This window comes from Kitasatospora sp. NPDC051705, assembly GCF_044453265.1.
Lineage (GTDB): Bacteria > Actinomycetota > Actinomycetes > Streptomycetales > Streptomycetaceae > Kitasatospora.
The window spans coordinates 354,395-374,316 of sequence record NZ_JBITCO010000001.1 but is presented as its reverse complement, the minus strand read 5'-3'; the positions used below and the strand labels follow the sequence as shown (position 1 = coordinate 374,316).

Annotated in this window: 24 protein-coding genes and 2 pseudogenes; 13 read left to right on the top strand and 13 right to left on the bottom strand. The window is 75.5% G+C overall.

Annotated features, from left to right (window positions below; translation table 11 throughout):
• Positions 1-32 precede the first annotated feature (32 nt).
• On the bottom strand, positions 33-434 hold the full coding sequence (locus ACIA8Q_RS01740) for a MerR family transcriptional regulator (protein WP_360206474.1): 402 nt from the start codon (positions 432-434) through the stop codon (positions 33-35).
• Positions 435-645: 211 nt separating this feature from the next.
• On the opposite strand from ACIA8Q_RS01740, the gene ACIA8Q_RS01735 reads away from it, so the two are divergent.
• Together ACIA8Q_RS01735 and ACIA8Q_RS01730 are read left to right on the top strand one after the other, a co-directional pair.
• Complete coding sequence (locus ACIA8Q_RS01735; protein WP_360206471.1) at positions 646-1,488, top strand: NAD(P)-binding domain-containing protein; 843 nt, start codon at positions 646-648, stop codon at positions 1,486-1,488.
• Between the two features lie 771 nt (positions 1,489-2,259).
• On the top strand, positions 2,260-2,583 hold the full coding sequence (locus ACIA8Q_RS01730) for a GNAT family N-acetyltransferase (protein ID WP_360206578.1): 324 nt from the start codon (positions 2,260-2,262) through the stop codon (positions 2,581-2,583).
• A 64-nt stretch (positions 2,584-2,647) separates the two neighbouring features.
• On the opposite strand, the gene ACIA8Q_RS01725 is transcribed toward ACIA8Q_RS01730, so the two are convergent.
• On the bottom strand, positions 2,648-3,232 hold the full coding sequence (locus tag ACIA8Q_RS01725; RefSeq protein WP_360206430.1) for an XRE family transcriptional regulator: 585 nt from the start codon (positions 3,230-3,232) through the stop codon (positions 2,648-2,650).
• A 125-nt stretch (positions 3,233-3,357) separates the two neighbouring features.
• On the opposite strand from ACIA8Q_RS01725, the gene ACIA8Q_RS01720 reads away from it, so the two are divergent.
• Together ACIA8Q_RS01720 and ACIA8Q_RS01715 are read left to right on the top strand one after the other, a co-directional pair.
• The gene (locus ACIA8Q_RS01720; RefSeq protein ID WP_396316592.1) at positions 3,358-4,194 is read left to right on the top strand and encodes an EamA family transporter; all 837 of its coding nucleotides are present in this window, start codon (positions 3,358-3,360) and stop codon (positions 4,192-4,194) included.
• 162 nt (positions 4,195-4,356) lie between these two features.
• Complete coding sequence (locus tag ACIA8Q_RS01715) at positions 4,357-5,064, top strand: phenylalanine--tRNA ligase beta subunit-related protein (protein WP_360206424.1); 708 nt, start codon at positions 4,357-4,359, stop codon at positions 5,062-5,064.
• A 120-nt stretch (positions 5,065-5,184) separates the two neighbouring features.
• On the opposite strand, the gene ACIA8Q_RS01710 is transcribed toward ACIA8Q_RS01715, so the two are convergent.
• Positions 5,185-5,361 (bottom strand): hypothetical protein, encoded by a 177-nt coding sequence (locus ACIA8Q_RS01710; RefSeq protein ID WP_396316658.1) that lies wholly within the window; start codon positions 5,359-5,361, stop codon positions 5,185-5,187.
• Here ACIA8Q_RS01710 and ACIA8Q_RS01705 point away from each other — a divergent pair.
• Positions 5,329-5,532: pseudogene (locus tag ACIA8Q_RS01705) on the top strand (diguanylate cyclase); the annotation flags it as partial. The gene ACIA8Q_RS01710 and the pseudogene ACIA8Q_RS01705 overlap by 33 nt on opposite strands.
• Positions 5,533-5,968: 436 nt before the next feature.
• Complete coding sequence (locus tag ACIA8Q_RS01700; RefSeq protein WP_360206421.1) at positions 5,969-6,958, top strand: phospholipase; 990 nt, start codon at positions 5,969-5,971, stop codon at positions 6,956-6,958.
• Positions 6,959-7,061: 103 nt separating this feature from the next.
• Here ACIA8Q_RS01700 and ACIA8Q_RS01695 read toward each other — a convergent pair whose 3' ends face one another.
• Entirely contained in the window at positions 7,062-7,454 is a 393-nt protein-coding gene (locus ACIA8Q_RS01695) for a hypothetical protein (RefSeq protein WP_396316591.1), read from the bottom strand.
• A gap of 1 nt (position 7,455) precedes the next feature.
• Positions 7,456-7,920, bottom strand: coding sequence for a helix-turn-helix domain-containing protein (locus ACIA8Q_RS01690; protein ID WP_396316590.1), 465 nt, complete (start codon positions 7,918-7,920; stop codon positions 7,456-7,458).
• A 112-nt stretch (positions 7,921-8,032) separates the two neighbouring features.
• On the opposite strand from ACIA8Q_RS01690, the gene ACIA8Q_RS01685 reads away from it, so the two are divergent.
• A complete protein-coding gene (locus ACIA8Q_RS01685; RefSeq protein WP_396316589.1) occupies positions 8,033-8,233 on the top strand; it encodes a hypothetical protein in 201 nt (66 codons plus the stop codon).
• On the opposite strand, the gene ACIA8Q_RS01680 is transcribed toward ACIA8Q_RS01685, so the two are convergent.
• The gene (locus tag ACIA8Q_RS01680; protein ID WP_396316588.1) at positions 8,214-8,756 is read right to left on the bottom strand and encodes a hypothetical protein; all 543 of its coding nucleotides are present in this window, start codon (positions 8,754-8,756) and stop codon (positions 8,214-8,216) included. The two genes, ACIA8Q_RS01685 and ACIA8Q_RS01680, sit on opposite strands and share 20 nt — an antisense overlap.
• Positions 8,757-8,777: 21 nt before the next feature.
• Positions 8,778-9,077 carry a hypothetical protein gene (locus ACIA8Q_RS01675; RefSeq protein WP_396316587.1) on the bottom strand — a complete coding sequence of 100 codons (300 nt, stop codon included), beginning with the start codon at positions 9,075-9,077 and terminating at the stop codon, positions 8,778-8,780.
• A gap of 60 nt (positions 9,078-9,137) precedes the next feature.
• Here ACIA8Q_RS01675 and ACIA8Q_RS01670 point away from each other — a divergent pair.
• A pseudogene (locus ACIA8Q_RS01670) lies at positions 9,138-9,708 on the top strand (DinB family protein).
• A 486-nt stretch (positions 9,709-10,194) separates the two neighbouring features.
• On the opposite strand, the gene ACIA8Q_RS01665 reads toward ACIA8Q_RS01670, so the two are convergent.
• Complete coding sequence (locus ACIA8Q_RS01665) at positions 10,195-10,536, bottom strand: hypothetical protein (protein WP_360206405.1); 342 nt, start codon at positions 10,534-10,536, stop codon at positions 10,195-10,197.
• Between the two features lie 269 nt (positions 10,537-10,805).
• Between ACIA8Q_RS01665 and ACIA8Q_RS01660 the strand changes: the two genes are divergently transcribed.
• The gene (locus ACIA8Q_RS01660; RefSeq protein WP_360206402.1) at positions 10,806-11,822 is read left to right on the top strand and encodes an RNA-binding protein; all 1,017 of its coding nucleotides are present in this window, start codon (positions 10,806-10,808) and stop codon (positions 11,820-11,822) included.
• 140 nt (positions 11,823-11,962) lie between these two features.
• Here ACIA8Q_RS01660 and ACIA8Q_RS01655 read toward each other — a convergent pair whose 3' ends face one another.
• Positions 11,963-12,766 carry an alpha/beta fold hydrolase gene (locus tag ACIA8Q_RS01655; RefSeq protein ID WP_396316586.1) on the bottom strand — a complete coding sequence of 268 codons (804 nt, stop codon included), beginning with the start codon at positions 12,764-12,766 and terminating at the stop codon, positions 11,963-11,965.
• Positions 12,767-12,827: 61 nt separating this feature from the next.
• Between ACIA8Q_RS01655 and ACIA8Q_RS01650 the strand changes: the two genes are divergently transcribed.
• Positions 12,828-13,247, top strand: coding sequence for a MarR family winged helix-turn-helix transcriptional regulator (locus ACIA8Q_RS01650; RefSeq protein ID WP_396316585.1), 420 nt, complete (start codon positions 12,828-12,830; stop codon positions 13,245-13,247).
• A gap of 226 nt (positions 13,248-13,473) precedes the next feature.
• On the opposite strand, the gene ACIA8Q_RS01645 is transcribed toward ACIA8Q_RS01650, so the two are convergent.
• Positions 13,474-14,967: an MFS transporter gene (locus ACIA8Q_RS01645; protein ID WP_396316584.1), complete on the bottom strand. Its 1,494-nt coding sequence runs from the start codon at positions 14,965-14,967 to the stop codon at positions 13,474-13,476.
• Between the two features lie 71 nt (positions 14,968-15,038).
• Here ACIA8Q_RS01645 and ACIA8Q_RS01640 point away from each other — a divergent pair, with 71 nt between their 5' ends.
• Complete coding sequence (locus ACIA8Q_RS01640) at positions 15,039-16,046, top strand: GlxA family transcriptional regulator (RefSeq protein WP_396316583.1); 1,008 nt, start codon at positions 15,039-15,041, stop codon at positions 16,044-16,046.
• 181 nt (positions 16,047-16,227) lie between these two features.
• On the opposite strand, the gene ACIA8Q_RS01635 is transcribed toward ACIA8Q_RS01640, so the two are convergent.
• A complete protein-coding gene (locus tag ACIA8Q_RS01635; RefSeq protein WP_396316582.1) occupies positions 16,228-17,001 on the bottom strand; it encodes an isocitrate lyase/phosphoenolpyruvate mutase family protein in 774 nt (257 codons plus the stop codon).
• A complete protein-coding gene (locus ACIA8Q_RS01630; protein WP_396316581.1) occupies positions 16,998-17,843 on the bottom strand; it encodes a hypothetical protein in 846 nt (281 codons plus the stop codon). The genes ACIA8Q_RS01635 and ACIA8Q_RS01630 overlap by 4 nt, the downstream gene beginning before the upstream one ends.
• 65 nt (positions 17,844-17,908) lie before the next feature.
• Between ACIA8Q_RS01630 and ACIA8Q_RS01625 the strand changes: the two genes are divergently transcribed.
• The gene (locus tag ACIA8Q_RS01625; protein ID WP_360206382.1) at positions 17,909-18,610 is read left to right on the top strand and encodes a winged helix-turn-helix domain-containing protein; all 702 of its coding nucleotides are present in this window, start codon (positions 17,909-17,911) and stop codon (positions 18,608-18,610) included.
• Positions 18,611-18,708: 98 nt separating this feature from the next.
• Positions 18,709-19,305: a DUF4291 domain-containing protein gene (locus tag ACIA8Q_RS01620; protein ID WP_360206379.1), complete on the top strand. Its 597-nt coding sequence runs from the start codon at positions 18,709-18,711 to the stop codon at positions 19,303-19,305.
• Positions 19,306-19,408: 103 nt separating this feature from the next.
• Here the strand turns inward: ACIA8Q_RS01620 and ACIA8Q_RS01615 are convergent, their stop codons facing one another.
• On the bottom strand, positions 19,409-19,915 hold the full coding sequence (locus ACIA8Q_RS01615; RefSeq protein WP_360206377.1) for a GNAT family N-acetyltransferase: 507 nt from the start codon (positions 19,913-19,915) through the stop codon (positions 19,409-19,411).
• Between the last annotated feature and the right edge of the window lie 7 nt (positions 19,916-19,922).

Genomic DNA, 19,922 nt, shown 5'->3' with positions numbered 1-19,922 from the left:
GCCGCCCCGCCCGCGCCCCCCGAAGGGGTCGGTCAGCGCGGCGCGGCCGGTGCCTGCGGTCGGGCGCGGATCACCTCGCTCGGCGCCTGCGCACCCATGATGGTGTCCAACAGGTCCCGGGCGGAGGCGAGTTCGTCCATCTGCCGGGTGATCCGGGTGCGCTCCCGGGCCAGGCCCGCGAGCAGCTCCGGGCAGGTCGGGCCGGGGCGGCGGTGCCCCGGGGACGGCAGGCCCGGGAGGATCTCGGCGATCGTGGCGCTGTTGAGTCCGGCCGCGAACAGGGTGCGGATGGCGTGCACGGCGTCCACGTCCCGTTCGTCGTACTCGCGGTAGCCGCTGGGCCGGCGCTCGGGGCGGAGCAGGCCCTGCTCCTCGTAGTAGCGCAGGGCGCGCGGGGTGGCCCCGGTGCGCCGGGCGAGCTCTCCGATCCGCATCGTGGCACCTCCGTGGTCGGGCGACGGGCTGTCGGGCTGTCGGGCTGTCGGTCCGCCGGTCCACCGGGTCTGCCGGGCCGTCGGTTCGGTGGGTCCGGGCCGCCGGACCCGGACGTCCGACTTGACCCTGCCGCCGGCGTGAAGGTCTAGCGTAACCGCCATGCCGAACCGACGATCTTCCTCAACCACCCCTTTCCGTAGCGCCGTTGCCGTGCTGGGCCTGGGCCCGATGGGGCGGGCGCTGGCCGGGGCACTGCTGGCCGCGGACCATCCGGTCACCGTGTGGAACCGCACGCCGGGCCGGGACGCCGACCTGCTCGCACACGGCGCCCGATCCGCCGTGAGCCCAACGGCCGCGGTGGCGGACGCCCCGCTCGTCCTGCTCTGCGTCCGCGACCAGACGGCCGCCCGCGGCGTCCTGGACGCCGCCGGTCAGGCGCTGCGCGGCCGGACCGTCGTCAACGCCACCTCCCTCGCCCCGGACGACGCCCGGGCCAACGCCGCCGACGCCGAGGCCCGGGGGCTGCGCCTCCTGGACGCCGCGATCCTCACCCCGACCGCGACCATCGGCACCCCCGGGGCCACGATCCTGGTCAGTGGCGACCCGGAGGCCCACGCCGCGCACGGCGCCACGCTCCGGGCCCTGGGCACCGTCCACCACGTGGGCTCCGACCCCGGACGGGCGGCGGCCTTCGACGCGGCCCTGCTCGACCTGTTCTGGACCACCGTGCACGGCTACGTCCACGCCCTCGCCCTGGCCCGTGCCGAGGGCATCCGCGGCGCCGAACTCGCCCCGTACGCCCAGGGGCTGCCGCTCCTGCTGCCTCCCCTGATCGAGGACTTCGCCCGCCGCGCGGACGACCGCCACCACCCGGGCGACCGCAGCAGCGTGGCCTCCGCCGAGGCCGGGCTGGCCCACGTCGCCCACACCGCCCGGTCCCGCGGCCTCGACACCTCCGTCCTCGACGCCGCCCTCGCCCTCACCCGGCGAGCGGCCATGGCCGGCCACGGCCCGGAGGGGGTGTCGTCCCTGGTCGAACTGCTCGCCGGCTGACCCCGCCTCGGCGCCGGTCCCGGTGACCGATCCCCCGACGGCAACGCAACGGGGGAGGGCCCCGTGGGCGGGGTCGAAGCTCCTACGGTTCGTCAAGCCGGTCGGGCTGCGGGACGAGACTCCGGCGGGACCATCGGCGGGGGGTTCCTGACGTGTTGAACCGGACCCGGACACTCGGCCTGCCGCCATGGCGGTCAGGGTGCCGGTCGGCAGGGGCTCTCGGTGCTTCCTGCCGCCTGGGCCCCCGCGGCCCCACGCTGCAGAACCCCGGGCTCCCGGCGGCCGTGCCCGCCGTGCTCGCCGCGATCGCTGCGGGCCCGACGACCGCCATCGGGATTCCCGGCCAGGTCTGGACGTCCGCGACGGTGGTCTCGTCGTCCCCGGTGACCTCGGCCACGACGCGCCCTGATCGTCGACCACCGCATCGTGCACGGCCTCCTCGACGACCACCTCGCCGGCACCGGCCGGCCGGTCGTGCCCGGCGACCTCGTCCTGCGCCACCTCGTCCCTCCTTCCCCGGACGCGGGGCGGGAACGGGGGAGGGGTGATCATCGGGGCCCGGGGGTGCGTGACAGGCTGCTGCGCATGGAGATCGGTGACGCGCCGCTGGCCGGCGACGGGGTGGTGGGCGAGGTGTCGGGCGGGGCCCGGGGTGAGGCGCGGGATGAGTCAGGCCGTGAGGCGTCGGATGAGTCAGGCCGTGAGACGCGGGGTGCGGTGTTGACGGTGTGTCCGGAGCTGACGGACGCCGAGCTGAACGAGCTGTTCGGGATGTCGTGGCCCGGGCACCGGCCGGTCCCGTTCGCGCCGGTGCTGTCGCGCAGTCTGGCGTGGGTCGCGGCACGGCGGGGCGGCCGGCTGGTCGGCTTCGTCAACGTGGCCGGCGACGGCGGCCTGCACGCCTTCGTCCTGGACACGACGGTGCATCCGGACGAACGCCGACGGGGGCTCGGCGTGCGGCTGGTGCGGGCGGCCGCCGACGAGGCGAGGGCCCGCGGCGCCCAGTGGCTGCACGTCGACTACGAGCCGCACCTGGAGTCGTTCTACGCCCGGTGCGGGTTCCGGCCGACCACCGCCGGACTCCTGCAGCTGTGACCGGCCGGTGCCCGCGCCCCGCCCCGTGCCCGACCCCGCCCCGCCTCGTGCCCGACCCCCCGGGTCAGCCCGTGGTGGCGGGGCCGGGCGGGAGGTGCACGGTCATCACCAGGTGGCAGGGGCCGGTGCCCGCACCGCGGTAGGTGTGGGCGGCGTCGCCGTCGAAGGTGGCGGTCTGGCCGGCCTCGACGGTGTGCTCGGTACCGTCCACGACCAGGGTCATCCGGCCCGCGGTGACGTTGACGGTCTCCACGACCCCGGCCTGGTGGGGGTGGCTGGGGTACTCCTCGCCCGGTTCCAGGCGCCAGCGCCAGACCTCGACGGGGGCCGGGCCGGAGGTCGTGAGCATGAGCCGGGCCTCTCCGCCCCGCTCGCCGGTCCACAGCGGCGCCACGTCCTCGGCGGCCACCACGCGCACCCGGCCCTCGGCCCGGCCCTGCATCAGGGCGGACACGGAGATGCCGAGGGTGTCGGCGAGGCGGACGAGGGTGGCCAGGTTGGGGTTGCCCTGGGCCTTCTCCAGCCCGACCAGGGCACCCTTGCTGACCTGGGCGCGCCGGCTGAGCTCCTCCAGGGACAGGCCGGCCCGGGTGCGGGCCGCCCGGACGTTGTGCGCGACCGTCCGCAGGGCCGCCGCTGTCTCGGTCACCTGGCCACCTTCCTCACGTTGCTCGCGTAGACCATTCCGCTGCACCGTGCGGTCACTCCGTTGGTGCCGCGCGGTCGATCTGTTGTACGTTGTGGTCGTTCCACTGACATCGTAGGGGATGCACCGTGATCGCTCTGCTGCTGGCCCTGGGCAGTTCCCTCGCCTACGGGTGTGCCGATTTCTTCGGCGGCCTCGGCGCCCGCAAGGCCCACGTACTGCGGACCGTGCTGATCGCCGCCCCGGCCAGCCTCGCGGTCGAGCTGCTGCTCTGGCCCGTCCTCGGTGCCTCCTTCGACGCCGGAGCCGTCGGCTGGGGCACGGCCTCGGGCGTCGCCTCGGCCGCCGCGTTCGCCCTGCTCTACCGGACGCTGGCGATCGGGCCGATGAACGTGCTGTCCCCGGTGACCGCGCTGGTGTCCGCCGCCCTGCCCGTCGCGGTCGGGCTGCTGCAGGGCGAGCACCTCGGCGCCGCCGGGCTGGTGGGCCTGCCGTTGGCGCTGCTGGCCGTCGTGCTGGTCAGCGCCGGACACGGCGCCGGCGCGGCGCGCCCCTCCCGCACCGCGCTGCTGCTGGCCTTCGGGGCGGGCGCCGCCATCGCCCTCCAGCTGGTCTGTCTGCACCAGGCCCCCTCGGGCAGCGGCGTCGGCCCGCTGATCGTCGGCCGGGCCGTCTCCTCCGCGGTCACCCTGGCCGCGGCCGCCCTGCTGCGCCGCAGGCTGGGCACCGAACGGCCCGCGTACGCGCTGTCGGCCGCGGCCGGCGTCCTGGACTCCGTGGCGAACCTGCTCTTCCTGCTCGCCGTCCGCAGCGGCGACCTCACCGTCGTCGCCGTGGTCACCGCCCTCTACCCGGCCGCCACCGTCCTGCTCGCCCGCGCCGTCCTCGGCGAGCGGATCCACCGGGGCCAGCTCCTCGGCCTGGGCGTCGCGGCCCTCGCCGTCAGCCTCCTCGCCCTGGCCTGACCCCGGCTCCCGAGTCCTGACTCCCGGCTCCTGACCCCGGCCCCGATTCCTGACCCCGTCCCCCCGCCCCCGACTCCTGGCCGCCGCGCCCCGAACCGCGCCCCGAACCGCGCCCCGAACCGAGCCCCGCCGCCCCGCGAGCCCCCACGAAACGGACCCCCCGTGCCCGACTTCCGCCTCGACCCCGCCGTCGCCGACGCCTTCCCCGACGCCCGCGTCGCCCTGGTCACCGCCACCGGCCTGCGCGGCCGCGACCCCTGGCCCGCCACCGAAGCCGCCCTGGCGGACCTGGAGCGGCAGGTCGTCGACGGCACCTGGCAGCCCGCCGACGAGAGCGACCCGCGCATCGGGGCCTGGCACCTCGCCTACCGTTCCTTCGGCACCAACCCCCGCCGGGTCCGCCCCAGCGTCGACGCCCTCGGCCGCCGCCTCGCCAAGCGGGGCGCCCTGCCGCGGATCAACCCGGCCGTGGACTCGTACAACGCCGTCTCCGTCCGGCACGGCCTGCCCGCGGGCGCCTTCGACCTGGACCGGGTCGCCGGTGACGTCGTCATCCGCCGCGCGGACGGCGCCGAGGCCTTCACCCCGCTCGGCGAACCCGACACCGTCGAACACCCCGCGCCCGGCGAGGTCGTGTACGCGGACGCCGTCGGCGTGCTGACCCGCCACTGGAACCACCGGGACGCCCACCGCACCCGCGTCACCGAGGACTCCACCCGCGTCGTCTTCCTCCTCGAGACCCTCCACGCCACCCGTGACGGCCACCTCCTCGAGGCCGCGGTCGGTCGACTGCGGGGCCTGCTCGCCCCGCACGCCGACCACACGGCCGTGCACCACCTCGACCCGGCCCGCCCGCAGGCGTCGGCCTGAACCGGAGCGCCCCGGCCCCGGCCGTCCGGAGCGGCGGACGCCGGCCCGAGCTCCTCGCCCGCCCGAACCCCCGCGGCCCGTGCCGCACCCCGGGCCCCGGGCCCCGCCCCACCACCGCCGTCAGGGGGCCGGGTCGCGCGCGGTGGCGGCGAAGCGGCTGCGGTACTCGGTCGGCGTCGTGCCCAGGTGGCGGGCGACGGCGCGCCGCAGCGTCTCGTCGCTGCCCAGGCCGCTGCGGCGGGCGGCGGAGGTGATGCCGCGGCCGACGAGCAGCGCGCCGCCGTGGTCGCCGCCCACTCCCGCCCCGACTTCAAGAACCGCATCCTCGCCGCCTTCGCCGGCGGCATCGCCGACCGCCCCGCCACCACCTTCGGCAACGTCAAGGCCGACGTCCTGGCGCACTTCGTCCCGGGTTTCGAGCGCGCCGACTTCGTCGAGGTCATCCGGGGCTCCGCCTGGCCCGAGTAGGCCCGGGGGTTCGGTCTTGGTCCTGGTTGCGGTCCAGTCCCGGTCGGTCGCGGTCGCGGTCCGGCCGGGCCCCGGGGCCGGCGCCCGGGACCGGGGCCGCCACCGCACTGCCGAGCCTCCGTCAGCGACTTTCGATGGTGGTCGAACTAGGCTGATTCGTGCCGTTTCCCCCGTGCACCGCTCGCGCCGGTGGCACACTGAGGTGTCCATGACGAAGCTCGAGTCGGGGTGTCGTCACCGGGAGGGCTGGCACGCCCGGACCGACGGTCGGTCCACGGAAGGTCGGCCTACGGATGGTCAGCCCCGCCGGGGCCGGGAATCCGCAGGCCGGACCGCCGCCGGACCGCCGCCGGACGGGCCCCGCCCGGCCGCCTCCCGTCGCCCGACCGCCGCACCGGCGGCGACCGGGACCCCCGACGCGCGAAGGAGCACCTCCTTGACCACTCACCCCAGGTACGGGGCAGGCCCGCGGACCTTACTGGCGCTGATCGCGGCGCTCTGCGGGATCCTCGGCGCCACCACCGTCGCGGCGACCCCCGCGGCGGCGGCCGACCAGCGCCACGCGATCTACGCCATCGCCCACCGGGTCGACACCCTGGACGGCGTGGACGCCGCCCTCGGCCACGGCGCCAACGGCATCGAGATCGACGTCTGCGCCTGGTGGAACCCGAACGAATGGCGGGCGTACCACGACTGCTCCTCCGCGGGCGACAACCGGTACGGCCCCAGCTTCGACAGCATGATCGACCGCATCCTCTCCAACGCCAACGCGGGCCGCCGGCTGAGCCTGGTCTGGCTGGACATCAAGGACCCCAACTACTGCGGGGAGCAGCCGAACCGCACGTGCAGCGTCGCCGGTCTGCGCGACAAGGCGCAGCGGCTGACGGCCGCCGGGATCCAGGTGCTCTACGGCTTCTTCGAGTACCACGGCGGCAACACCCCGGACGTCGGCGGGCGGGGCTGGAAGAGCCTGGAGGGCCGGCTCGGCCCGCTGGAGGGCATCACCACCACCGGCACCCGCGACCAGGCCCAGGGCGCCTTCGACCGGTCCGGCTCGGGCTTCCCGACCGGCCACCGGGCGATGGACTACGGCGACAGCGACATCACCAAGGGCTTCGGCAACTGCACCGAGGCCACCTACAACACCTGTGCGGAGCTGAAGAAGGGCGCCGCCGACCGCTCGGCGGGGCGGCTCGCGGCCACGCTGTCCTGGACGACCACCTACAACGACCCGTGGTACGTCGACAAGCTGCTGGGCGACGCCCGCGTGGACGGCATCATCGCCGGGTACGGCGCCTTCACCGGAGTCCGCGAGTACGACAACGGCTGGCAGTGCGCCAACGCCGTCAACCTCGTGCGCGACTGGGTGAACCGCCACAGCTCCACCCACCGCATGGCCACCAGCGGCGACCGTCTCTTCAGGTAGCGGTCGGCCCAGGCCGCCGGCCCCTTCGTGGAGGTCTCCCCCCCCGGAGGCCCCGCGCAGGGGCCGGCCGGGCGCCCGCGGTCGGGGACTGGCCGGGGGCCGTTCAGGGGCCGGCGGTCGGGCCCGGCGAGCGGACCCAGCCCCGGGCGCGTCGGCCTCTCCTACGCCGCAGGCGCTCGTACTCCTCGGGGCTCGTGACGAACCGGCAGGCCCCGCTCGCCCGGTCGACCACCGGGAAGGCCCCGCCGAACCCCCGCACCCGCCCCGCGACGGGGTGGGGCGCGGCCCGGAACGCGAACAGGTGGGAGCCGTCCAGGGCGAGCCCCGGTGCGGGGAAGACCTCGCAGCCGAGCTCCTCCCAGCGCGCCACCCTCGCCCGGAGGAAGGCCTCCGCGAGCACCCGCGCCCGCTCGACGTCCAGGTCGGCCGCATCGCCCAGGCCGGTCACACCGGCCGCGCCGGCGGCGGCTGCGGTCACGTCGGCCGTGTCCGCCACGTCAGTCCCCGTCCCGATCCGTCGTTCCGCCGGTGCCGGGGTGGACGTGCACCGTTCCGGCCTGGATCACCATTCCGTGGACGGTGCCGCTCAGCTCGTTGCGGACCCACACCCCGCCGGTGCCCTGCCGCCCGGCACCGGGCGTCCCGGTGCCCGTGCCGGTCCCCGTGCCGGCCGCAGTGCTTGCCCCGGGATCCGCCTCCCGCAGTGCGGCGCGTCGAAGGTCCAGCAGCTCCCGGGTCGGCAGACGAAGGGCGCGCGCCAGCGCCGCGACGGTGTCGGCCGTCGGAACGGGCCCGCCGACCCGCAGCGCCTCGTGCACGGTGGTGCGGCCCAGCCGAGCCCGGGCGGCCAGCTCGGTCACGTTCAGCCCGGCCAGGGCCCGGCCGTCGGCCAGGTGCCTGCGCAGTTCGGCGAGCGGGCCGTCGCCCGCCCGGCCGGTGTCCTCCTCGTACGGCATCTCCACCCCCAGGACGGTGTGTTCGACGGTGTTCGTCCTCGTCCGTGCGCACCACGGCGAACACCGCTCCCGGAAGCGTAGGGCACGTCAACGCCCCACCGCCTCACGGGAGACCGCCGTGACCCGTCTCGTCCTCCTGCTGCTCGCCGCCGGCCTGCTCGTCGTGTTCGCGCTGCTGGCCGCCGTCGGCGCGGCCGTCCTGGCCCGCCTGGACGGCGCGACCCACCCGACCGCCCTGACCCGCGCCGCCGCGGCCTTCGCCGCCGTGCTCACCCTCGCCGCCGTCGTCGCCGGCGCCCTCACCCAACTCCTGAGCTGAGCGCGCACCCCACCGGCCGGGGGTTCAGGCCCCCGGCTCCTGCTCCTCCGGGGGCGGTGACGGCCAGGGCGGAGGAGACGGCCAGCCTCAGGTCGTCGCGTTCGGGGCTGCGCGGCCCGCCGGTGAGGTGGCGCGGATCGTCGAGGATCTTGACCCATTCCACCACTGCTCCCGGCGCCTGGCTGGTCAGGCAGTCCAGGTTGGAGCCGCGCACCGCGGCGGCGGGATCGCCGAGCCACTCGAGCCAGTGGTCGGAGTCGGTGAGCCTGGCGAAGTCGTCCTTGGGCGGGCCGTAGCCCGGGTTCTCCTCGAACTCGCCGGTCAGCTTCCCGTCCGGGCCGACCCGCCAGACGCCCCGGACGGCCTCGGCCGGAACATAGCCGTCGGGATCGCCGATGTAGGCGTAGTCGATCGCCGCGATCGACCCGCCGGGGTTCGCCGCGGCCTCCGCGACGAGTTCGGGCGGAGGCGACTGCAGGATGCGCCGCTGCTCGGCCGGGATGTCCCCCGTGGTGCTGCCCACCCCTTGCCGTGGCGTCGGCGGTCACCGCAGCTCGTCCGGGCGGGCCTGCCGTTGGTCAGGAATGAGTCTTCGCCATCTTCGAACATGCAGGTTGGAGGCTCTGGTGTGGTGCTCGCTCGGGATACTCATGCTGATCTCGGGCGGAAGTCTGCGGTCTTGATCATCCGTCATGTCATCGGTCGATGCTGTCGCATTTGGGTCATTGAGCCCAACCCAGCCAGCCGGATCGTTGATGTCAAGCAGCCGCTCGCGGCGGCGCGGCCCGCACGGCACATCGGCCCCCAGCGTCATCTCCCGGTGCGGCACGGTCTCGCGGCCCACGGCCGGCGATGGCGTTCGCGAGCGTCGCAGCCAGATCTCCGTTGTATGTAGTGTGCGGGAATGACGAAAAGCGAGCGGCTCGCGGAGCAGTTGGACTGGCACTGGCGCATGAACCTGCGGCCGCGGCTGGACGGACTTACCGATGAGGAGTACTTCTGGGAGCCGGTGGGCGGCTGCTGGAGCATCCGCCCACGTGGCACGTCGGCCGCACCGATGTCGGAAGGTTCGGGGGAGTGGACGATGGACTTCGCGTCCCCAGATCGGGTGCCGGAGCCGGCGCCGGTGACCACGATTGCCTGGCGGCTGGCGCACATCATCGTCTCGTGCCTGGGCTATCGGGTCGGATGGTACTTCGGCGGCCAGGACGTCGCCTCCGAGACATTCGCCTACGCGGGGACCGCTGACGAGGCGCTGAAACAGCTCGATGAGATGTACGGGAGATGGAATGCGGGGGTCCGCGCGCTCTCGGACGCTGACCTGGAGAATCTGCCCGCGGTGGGTCCCGAGCGGTTTCCCATGGAGAACAGGGTCCTGCACGTCAATAGGGAGTTGATCCATCACGGCGCTGAGATTTCCCTGCTGCGCGACCTCTATCGCTGGCAGGTACGGAGCCGTACCGCGCCGACCATGACTTTCCGGTAACCGGCGATCGAGCTTCGGAACCTACGTGGACTCCGTGACGCTCCGTGGCTGCGAGCTTCAGTGCTCCCACGGGCGGTGCGGGGTGGTGGGAGCCGGTGCGCGGCTTCGGTGACGGCGACCGTGGGCGGCTCGCGCCCCGGGCCCGGTCGAGCCACATCACCCGCGCCACTGCCGAATCCGTCGAGTAGCCGGAATCCCCGGCTGCACCGGTCCTGTTCGGACCGGCCCAGTCCGGACCGGGCGGGGCCGGGCGGGACTCACCCGGACCGAATCCGGCCGGCAGTCGGATCCGGAATCGAAACGCCCCCTTCCCGTCCCGTGGGGGGAATTCCTGCGGCGTCGTCGATTCAGCCGCCGAACGCGACAGCCGACGGACCCTCGAATGCGGATGTGGAAAGTCCGCCGTACGGCGAACGGCCCGCCCCGCCGCCCCGGGTGGGGAGCGGCGGTGCGGGCACGGTGCGGGCGCCGGCCGTCAGACGGTCTCGTAGTGCCAGCGCGAGCAGGAGCCGTTGGAGCGGCAGATGCGCCAGGCCAGGCTCTGCCCCCACATGTAGCTCGGGTTGGGCTCGTCGCGCCAGCTCCCCTTGCCGTTGTAGTTGGGGATGGGGTCCTGCGAGACGCCGTTGACCTTCCACTGCACGTAGGGGTACTGGCCGTCGGCCTCGGTGTCGCCGATGCCGAACATGTGCCGGTTGGGGTCGTGGTAGCCGTAGGCGCCGTAGACCCAGTCGTTCTCGGCGTTGGCCGTTCCGACGCTGGCGACCGTGGCGGTGAGGGCGAGCAGGCCGACGGCCGCGATTTTCCTGAGACGCATGAGGGATCCGTTTCTCCGAAGACGAGTCGGGGACGGTTCAGGCTTTCGGCGCAAGCCTCGCCCACCGGCGGATCGGCTGACTTGTAAAAACGCGAACGACCTTGTTGTTTTGGCGAGTTAGGGCTGCCCGAACAATTCGCGATCGGTATATGTCGGGACGTGCTGCGGTGGTTTCCGGCACGATGGCCCGGTGAATTCTCCCCGTGCTCGTCAGCAGCCCCTCGCGCCCCGCGCGGCGACGTCCCTCCCCGCCGCCGGGGGGTGGTGACGTGCTGCCCCACGTCCACCGGATCACCAAGTACGACCCCGCCGACCGGGACGATCGCGGCGCCTACGTCGGGACGCTCGACCCGGTCAGTGACCACGGCCCGGTCGAGGCCGCCTACCTCGCGGCGATCGCCGCCTTCGCGGAGGAGAGCGGGGTGCGGCACCTGGAGGTCCGTGAGCCGCAGGTCGCGCCCGGCTTCACGCACTTCGGCCTGGAGCCCCCGGTCGAGGGCCACGGCCTGGCCGGCCTCTTCCCGCCCGACCTCACCGGCTACCACGACGGGGCCCGGGTGCCGCTGCCGGTGGCCCTGGAGCTGGTGCGGGCCATGCTGCGGGACAGCGGCGCCTGGTGCCGCCTGGAGGCCGAGGGCGCCTTCGCCGTCCACGTCGGCTGGGACCAGTACGTGTACGTGGGCAGCGCCCGGCCCTGCCCGGCGGCGGTGGCCCGCACCCGCGCGCTGGGGCTCTTCCCGGAGCCGGAGGACGCGTCCCCGTACGACGTCGAACCGGACGGCCGGGGCGAGCGGCACCCGGCCGACGACGCCTTCTGGGCCCGGGTGCGGCGCAGCGTGGCGGCGGGCCGGGCGGCGCTGCTGGAGGAGGTGCACGTCGACAACGCCTCGCGCTGGCACCGGCTGACGGAGGGCTCCGTCGCCGCGGTGCGGGCCGGACTGGCCCCGCGGGCACGACTGGCCGTCTGGCCGGACCTGTCCCCGGACGTCGCCGGCGTGCTGGCCGCCCTCACCGGCGAGGACTCCCTGGTCGAGGTCGTCTGGGAGGACCAGGACGGCCGCATCACCGGGGTGGTCGTCGACGAGGACGAGTTCGAGGCCGTCGCCGCCCGGATCGCCGACGCACGGGCAGCCGCCGTCCTGTCGGTGTACGTCGACGAGCGTGCGCCGCTGCTCACGGCAGTCCTGCCGGACCCCGACGGCGTGGTGCGGGCCCGCTGGAGCACCGAACCGATCCCGGGCGGCGGGGACCGGGGCGGGGGCGGAGCCGTGGGTGCGTGCCCGTAGTGGGGCGTCGACCCGAGACGCCCCGGGCGCCCCGGGCGCCGCCCCGGGCATCGCCCGGACCTCCCCCGACCGCCCCCGCCTCGCCCCGACCGATCCGGTGGTGGCGCGACCGACCCGCCCCGGGCCGCCGTGGGCGCCGGCTACCCGGTGGTGACGGTGCGGGTGCCCGTCCGCTGCAGGTGGGCGTCGATCAGGGCGAAGGTGGCCTCCGGCTGTTCGACGTGCGGCAGGTGGCCGGCCTCCGGGACGACCTCGAGTCGGCCGTTGCCGAACGCGCCGGCGTAGGCCGCGCCGTAGGCGGGCGTGACGACGCGATCGCTGGCGCCCCAGAGCAGGAGGGTGGGCACCTGGACGCCGCCGAGCCGCTGCAGCAGCTCGGGGTCGTGCATGTAGGGGTCGCCGGCGAGCAGGCGCATGGTCGCGGCGTTGGCCTGCCTGCGGGCGAGTTCCTCGGCCGGGAGGTCGGCGACGTGGTAGCGGTCCGGGTCGTGCCAGGAGAGCTCGGCGAGGCCGCGGGCGTCGAGGGCGGAGACGTCCGCGATGGGTTCCGTCTCGACGTGTACGCCGACCGCGTCGATCAGGACGAGGCCGGTGATGATTCCGGCGGTGTCGCGCACGGCCATCTCCGCGGCCGTCCAGCCGCCGAGCGAGGAGCCGACGACGAGGACGTCGCGCAGCGCTCGGTCGTGCAGGAGCCGCAGGTAGGCGCGGGCCAGGTCGTCGATGCCGGTGAGCCATGCGGGGCGGGGGGATCCGTCCCATCCGGGGTGCACGGGCGTGATGGTGCGGGTGGTGCGGGAGAGGTGTCGGGCGAGGCCGGCGACGGTGGCGGGGCCCCCGCCCCCGTGGAGGACGAGGACGGGCCTGCCGGTTCCGGACTCGTCGAGCCGGAGGGGGAGGTCCGAGGGCGGGCCGGCGGGTGCGTGCGGGGTGTCTGTGGGCATGCCTCCACTGTAACTAAATATCTTTATATAAGCTAGCTTGGTCGTTCGGTAGACTCGCCCCATGCGTAATGAGCTGCAAGAACTCGGCAGGGCGGTCAAGCAGGCCCAGTACCGGCAGCACCGGGCGCTCGACAGTGCGCTCTCGGCCACCGGCACGACCCTCGCTCAATGGGACGCCCTGCGGGCGATCAGCCGATCGCCCGGCGCCTCGGGGCGCGAGCTCGCCGCAGCGACCTTCCAGACCGAGCAGGCCTTCGGGACGCTCGTCGGCCGCCTCACGGCCCAGGGCCTCGTCGACCGCAGGCCGGGGCACGGTCGGCGCCTGGAGCACCACCTCACCCCTGCGGGTGAGCAGGTCCTGGCGGCCGGCCACCAGGTCGCCGACGAGGTGCTCGCCGTGTGCTTCGCGCCCCTGCCCGATGCGGAGCGCACGACCCTGCTCACCCTGCTCCGGCGCCTCACGGAGGAACAGGGCGCGTGACCCGAGGGCCCCGGAAGGCCCCGGTCCTCGGCGCTCGCCCGGCGCCTGCACCTGTGCGTACCCCGGCGCCTGCACCTGTGCGTACCCCGGCACCGGGCCGACCGGCGCGTCCGTCCGTGCACCGCGGCCCGCCGGACGGCGGCCCCGCTCGACCCCGCGATCCGCGCCGGTCCGGCGGACCGGCCGGCGGCGCCGACCGCCCGGCGGTGTGATCGGTCCGGCGGTGTCAACGGTCCGCAGGGCCGTCCGGGCCGCCACCAGCCCCGCCGCCAGGCCGGCCGTCCACCTCGTCGCCCGCCTCGCCGTCCGCGGGGACGACAGCGGGGACGACAGCGGGGGCGACGGCGGGGGCGACGGCGGGCAGGGTGCGGATCGCCGGGATCGCGAACAGCGCCACGCAGCCGGCCAGGCAGGCGAGCGCCGAAACCAGCAGCAGGTGCGCGGGGGAGGCCAACGCGGTGGCCGGCCCGGCGAGGATCTGGCCGAGCGCGATCCCGGACACCGAGCCCGCCAGCTCGTACGCGGTGACCCGGTTGAGCACCGCGGGCGGGGTGTGGGTCTGCACGCTGGTCGCCCACATGACCGACCAGAAGGCCCAGGCGCCGCCGCCGAGGACGTGGCACACCAGCAGCACGGGCAGCCCCGCGCCCAGTCCCACGCCCAGCGGCAGTACCGCGTACAGCACCATCGCCGCCGCACCGGCGGCCAGTGGTCGGGCCGGGCGCAGCCGCAGCGCCAGCAGGCCGCCGAGCACCGTCCCCACGCCCAGGAAGGAGACCGCCAGCCCGTAGGCGTCGGGGCCGAGGCGGGTGCCGACCAGGGCAGAAGCGAGCGGCACCAACGGGCCGAACAGCAGCACGCCGTAGCCCACCCAGATCAGGATCACCGCCCACATCCAGGTGCGCGCGCGGAACTCCTGCCAGCCCTGGCGCAGGTCGCTCCGGAACGATCCGCCGCCGCGGCCGGGGGAGTCGGCGCCGGTCCGGGTGCCGACCCGCACGAGGGCCAGGCACAGGGCGCTGACGAGGAAGGTGCCGGCGTCGATCGCGTACACGGTACCGGCGCCGGCGAGGGTGATCAGCAGCCCGGCCAGGGCCGGGCCGAGGAGTTGGGCGAGCGCGTCGGCCACCTTGAGCGTGGCGTTGGCCCGCTGCGGTTCGCGGGCGACCAGCGGCACCATCCCGTTCACGCCGGGCTGGAACATCGCGGTGGCCGCACCGGCCAGGGCCGCCATGGTGACCAGCAGCCAGAACGGCGGCGGGCCGGCGAGGAACGCGGCCGCCAGCACGCCCTGGGTGAGCACCCGGGCGAGGTCGGCTCCGACCATCATCCGGCGGGCGCCGATCCGGTCGGCGAGCACTCCGCCGAACAGGACCAGGGCGACGACCGTCGCGGTCCAGGTGCCGAGCACGAAGCCGACCCCGGAGACCCCGTACAGCGCGCCGACCGCGAGGGCGGCGGCCACCGGCATCATCGCGTCGCCGAGCAGCGAGACCGCGCGGGCGGTGAAGTAGAGGGTGAAGCGCCGGTCCCACAGCGGGGGCCGGCCGGGCGGCGGTGCGGGCGGAGCCGGAGGTGCGGCCGGGGACCCCGGTCGGGCCGACGGTCGGGCCGCGGGCTGGGTCGCGGGCTGGGTCGCGGGGAGGCCCGCGGCCAGGGGCCGGCGCCGCGCCGGGGGCAGCGGCAGGGGCCGGGGTCGGGGAGTCGGTGCGGTGGTCACGCACCGATACTGGTCTGGACCACTTGCCCGGCCCCAGTGTCCCGACCGACACGATCGGGTACTTTCACGCCATGACGCTCCGTCCGCCGCCGAAGCCCCCGGAACTGCACCGTGTCGTCGCCCTGCTGCAGCCCCCGCAGCCGACCTTCCCGCTCGCCTGCGCCAGCGAGGTGTTCGGCGACCACGGCCCCGCGGTCCCCGCCCGCTACGCCTTCGAGGTCTGCACCGAGCACCCCGGCCCGGTGCGCACCGAGGCCGGCTACGACCTGGTGGTCACGGCGGGCCTGGAGGCACTGGAACGCGCCGACACCGTGCTGGTCCCGGGCTGGCCACGGCCGGCCGACACCGAGGTTCCGCCCGCGGTGGTGGAGGCCGTCCGCCGGGCGCACCGGCGTGGCGCGCGGATCGTCGGCCTCTGCTCGGGAGCGTTCGTCCCCGCCGCCGCCGGACTGCTGGACGGCCGGCGGGCCGCCACCCACTGGGCCCGGGCCGCCGAACTGGCCGCCCGCCACCCGCAGGCCCGGGTCGACCCCGCCGTGCTCTACGTGGACCACGGCGACGTCGCCACCAGTGCAGGCTCGGCGGCCGGCGTGGACCTCTGCCTGCACCTGGTCAGTGCCGACCAGGGCGCCGCGTACGCCATGCGCGTGGCCCGGCAGATGGTGATGCCGCCGCACCGCGAGGGCTGCCAGCTCCAGTACGCCGATCTGCCCACCTCCGGGCCGGTCCCCGACTCGCTCGCCCCGCTGCTGGAATGGCTGTCAGGACACCTCGACCAGCCGGTCAGCGTCGCCGAGATGGCGCTTCGCTCGCAGGTCTCGGCCCGCACGCTGACCCGGCGCTTCACCGAACAGCTCGGCGTCAGCCCCGGCCGTTGGCTGCTGGACCGGCGGATCGCCGCGACCCGGGCGCTGCTGGAGGAGACCGATCTGCCCGTGGAGACCATCGCGCGCCGCGTCGGCCTCTCCTCGGCCGTCAACCTGCGTCGCCGCTTCCACGAGGCCCTGCACACCACGCCCGCCGCCTACCGGCGCGCCTTCCGCGCCAGCGCGCCCGGGCAGGTCGGTCGGGCCGGATAGGCGGCAGCCGCCGACGCCCTGGACGCGGATCCACGCGGAGCGCGGCGAGAACGTCCCGGTGGCCCCGCCCCGGTAGCGGGGCGCCCACGGCGCCGCACCCGTCGGCGCACCGGCGCGGTTCGAGGGCGGCCCACCTGGCGACGGACCCCCGTGAAGGCCCCCGACCCGCGGCCCCGGCCCCTCAGCGTTCGCCCAGCGCCTGCACCTGCGCGTACCCGGGCACCGGGCCGACCGGCGCGCCCGTCCGCACCGCCCTCGCCGCGTCGACGGCCGCACCCAGTGCGGCGCGGTAGAGCAGCGAGCCGAGGCTGACCCGGGCCACGCCGAGCTCGGCGAGCTCGGCGAGACCAGGACCCTCGGGCGACCAGAGGACGTTGAGCGGGGCGGTCAGCCGGCCCGCCAGCTCCGCGATGGCGCCGGGTGTGGCCAGCCCGGGCACGAACACGCCGTCGGCACCCGCGCGTTGGTAGGCGTCGAGGCGCCGGGCGGTCTCCGGGCCGGGGTCGGCCTGCCCGGTCCAGTAGGTGTCCGTGCGCGCGTTCACGAACAGCTCCGGCACGGCCGCCTTCACCGCCGCGACCTTCGCCGCGTGGACGGTGACGGGCCCGAGCGTGCCGTCCGCCCGGCCGTCCTCCAGGTTGATCCCCACCACCCCGGCCCGGGCCAACTCCACGGCCAGTGCGGCGACTTCCTCCGGGTCGTCGCTGAAGCCGGACTCCACGTCGACACTGAGCAGGAAGCCCCCGCGCCCGAGCCCGCGGGCCAGCCGCAGCGTCTCCTCACGGGTGGCGGCCGCGCCGTCGGGCAGGCCGGCCGCGGCCGCCACCCCGAGGCTGGTGGTGCCGATCGCGGTGAACCCCTCGGCGGCCAGGGCCGCCGCTGAGGCGTGGTCCCAGGCGTTCGGGAGCAGCAGCGGCCGGCCGGGCCGGTGGTGCAGGGCGGCGAACGGGGTCATCGTGATTCCTCTCCGAGAGCGGAGGCACCGTGCAGGATGCCGCCGGCGATGGCCAGGGCGTGCGCCCGGCCCGGGCAGCTGCGGGGCGACGCCCCGAAGGTGAGCGGTTCGCGGTCCGGCTCCTGGGCGGCGACGAGGTCGAGCAGCACCGGCGTCCCGGCCGGCAGCGCGACCCCGGCCACGGCGGTGTCCCGGGCGGCGACCCGCCGCATCATCCGCACCGGCGGATCATCCCGCAGGGCAGCCTCCAGGCCCGTCCCCCGGCGTGCGTGCTCGACCAGAGCGGCCGTGGCCTCGCAGGCCTGGACGAGCAGACCGATCCGGTTCGCGGCCCGCTCCTGCCCGGCCCCTTCCCGTCCGGCGCCTTCCTGGCCCGTGTCCTCCCCTCCTGCGCCCTCCTGCCCCGGGTCCTCCTGCTCAGCCCCCGCCTCCCCGCACCCCATCGCGGGCAGCAGCCTCGCCACCGCCGCGTCCGCCTCCGGATCGTCCGGCGCGTCCGCGAAGTACGCCCGCGCCACCAGCACCACGTCCCGCGCCACCGCCTCCGGCTCGGCCAGCCCGAGCTGCGCGGCGAGCGCCCGCACGACCCGCAGCCGCACGTCGGACGCACACCCGGTCGCCGCGGCCCGACGCAGTGCACCGGGGTCCAGGGAGGCGAGGTCGGCCTCGACCAGGGCGCGGCGCCGGGCGTGGACTTCGCCCGAGCCGAACCGGGCCACCCGAGCCCGCAACCAGGCCACCCCACCCGGCGGCCCGTCCGCGGCCGGAGGCGGCACCAGGGATGCGTCCGCCAGGGCCGCGATCACGTCGTCGTAGCGGTCGAACACGATGGGTTCCGTCATGCCCGCCACGCTAGGACCACGTCGTTTCGGCCCCGGCCGAACCGTTCCCGCGCGACCATGGGGGCATGTCGCTCGCCCGCTTCGCCGCCCTGCTCGCCGACCCCACCCGCGCCGCCTTCTGCACCGCGCTGCTCGACGGACGCGCCTGGACGGCGGGCGAACTGGCCCGGCACGCCGGCGTCGCGCCGTCCACGGCCAGCGAGCACCTGTCCCGGCTGATCGAGGGCGGCCTGCTGGCCGAGGAACGCCAGGGCCGGCACCGCTACGTCCGGCTGGCCGACCAGACCGTCGCCACCCTGATCGAGGACCTCACCGCCTTCGCGGAACGCGGCGCACCCGCACCGCGCACCCTGCGCGAGGCCACCCGGCTGAGTGCCGAGGCCCGTGCCCGAACCTGCTACGACCACCTGGCCGGCCGCCTCGGCGTGGCCGTCGCGGACGCCCTCCTCGACCGCGGGCTGCTCGCCGACGAGGCCGGCCTCACCGTCACCGAGCACGGCCGCGCCTGGCTGGCCGAGCAGGCCATCGAGCTCCCGCCCCGCGCGGGCCGCCGGGGCGCCCGCCCGGTGGTGCGCAGCTGCCTGGACTGGACGGAGCGCCGCACCCACGTCGGCGGGGCCCTGGGCGCGGCACTGTGCCGCACGGCGCTGGACCGGGCCTGGGTGGAACGGATCGGCTCCGGCCGAGCCCTGCGGGTCACCCCGTCCGGCACCCGGGCACTGCACGACCTCCTCGGCGTCCGACCGGAGGCGACAGCCGCTCGGTGACGCCCCGGCCCTCGGACGCCCTTCACCGGGTGCTCGGCCGGTTCCATCCCCTGGTAATTCGATGGCGCGAAGCGCACCCACCATCGACCCTGGTCACCGTGTCAGTACCCAAGCACCAGATCCGCGCCCTCCATACGCCCACCACCGTGACGGTCTACCAGGCGTACGCGCCGGAGATCGGCCTGCCCGCCGCACTCGACGGCCGCCGCTTCCCCGCGGCCTGGCGGCGGGACCGGATGACGTGGATCAAGCCGTCGTTCCTCTGGATGATGTACCGCTGCGGATGGGCCGCCAAGGAAGGCCAGGAGACCGTCCTCGCGGTCGAGATCACCCGCGAGGGCTTCGAATGGGCCTTGGAGAACGCCTGCCTGTCGCACTACGAGCACGGGCTGCATCCCGACCGCGCCGGCTGGAAGCGCCGGCTCAAGCGGGCCCCGGCGCGCGTGCAGTGGGACCCCGAACGCGACCTGCACCTCCAGCCGCTCGCTCACCGCTCCCTGCAGCTCGGCCTCGCCGGTGAGGCCGCCGAGCGCTACGCGGACGAGTGGATCGTCTCGATCAGTGACGTCACCACGCTCGCGCACACGATCCGTGCCCACGTCAGGGACGGAGCTCTCGACGCCGCCCGCCGACTCCTCCCCGCAGAGAGCCCCTACCCGGCGGGCGACGGACTGCTGGCGCATCTGCGCGGCTGAGCCGTCACCGACGACCGGCGCCTGCGGACCCCTCGTCAGCTCGCCCCGGGCCCCGGGATGGCGCTTCACGCGCAGCAGGTGGTCGAACACGACTGGTCGGACGTCAAGCCAGGGGCGTCGGGCGGAGGTCGGCCAGGTCGCGTCGGTAGGCGAGGGCGGCCCGGTCGTCGAGGCGGAACTCGTGCCGGACCTGGAAGCCGTTGCGGGCGAGGACCGCCTGCGAGGCGGGGTTGTCGAGGGTGGTGGCGGCGGTGAGGAAGTCGAGGCCGTAGACGGTGGCGGCGAGCCGGCAGACCTCGGCGACGGCGGCGGAGGCGATGCCGCGGCCGGCGGCGGATTCGGCGATGCGGTAGCCGAGTTCGGCGCCGCCCTCGGCGAGGTCGACCAGGTTGACGCGGCCGAGGAGTTCCCCGCCGGCGTCGCGCACCACGTGGAACCTGCAGGTGCCCCCGGTCTGTTCGGCGAGCAGGGCGGCGTGGCGGGCCGGGAACTCGGCGAAGTAGGCGTCGCCGCGGTCGGGGATGCTGCGGGCGAAGTACGCGCGGTTGGCGCGCTCGAACGCCAGCAGGGCCTCGGCGTGGTCGGGACGCAGGAGCTCCAGGGTGGGCATCCGGCCA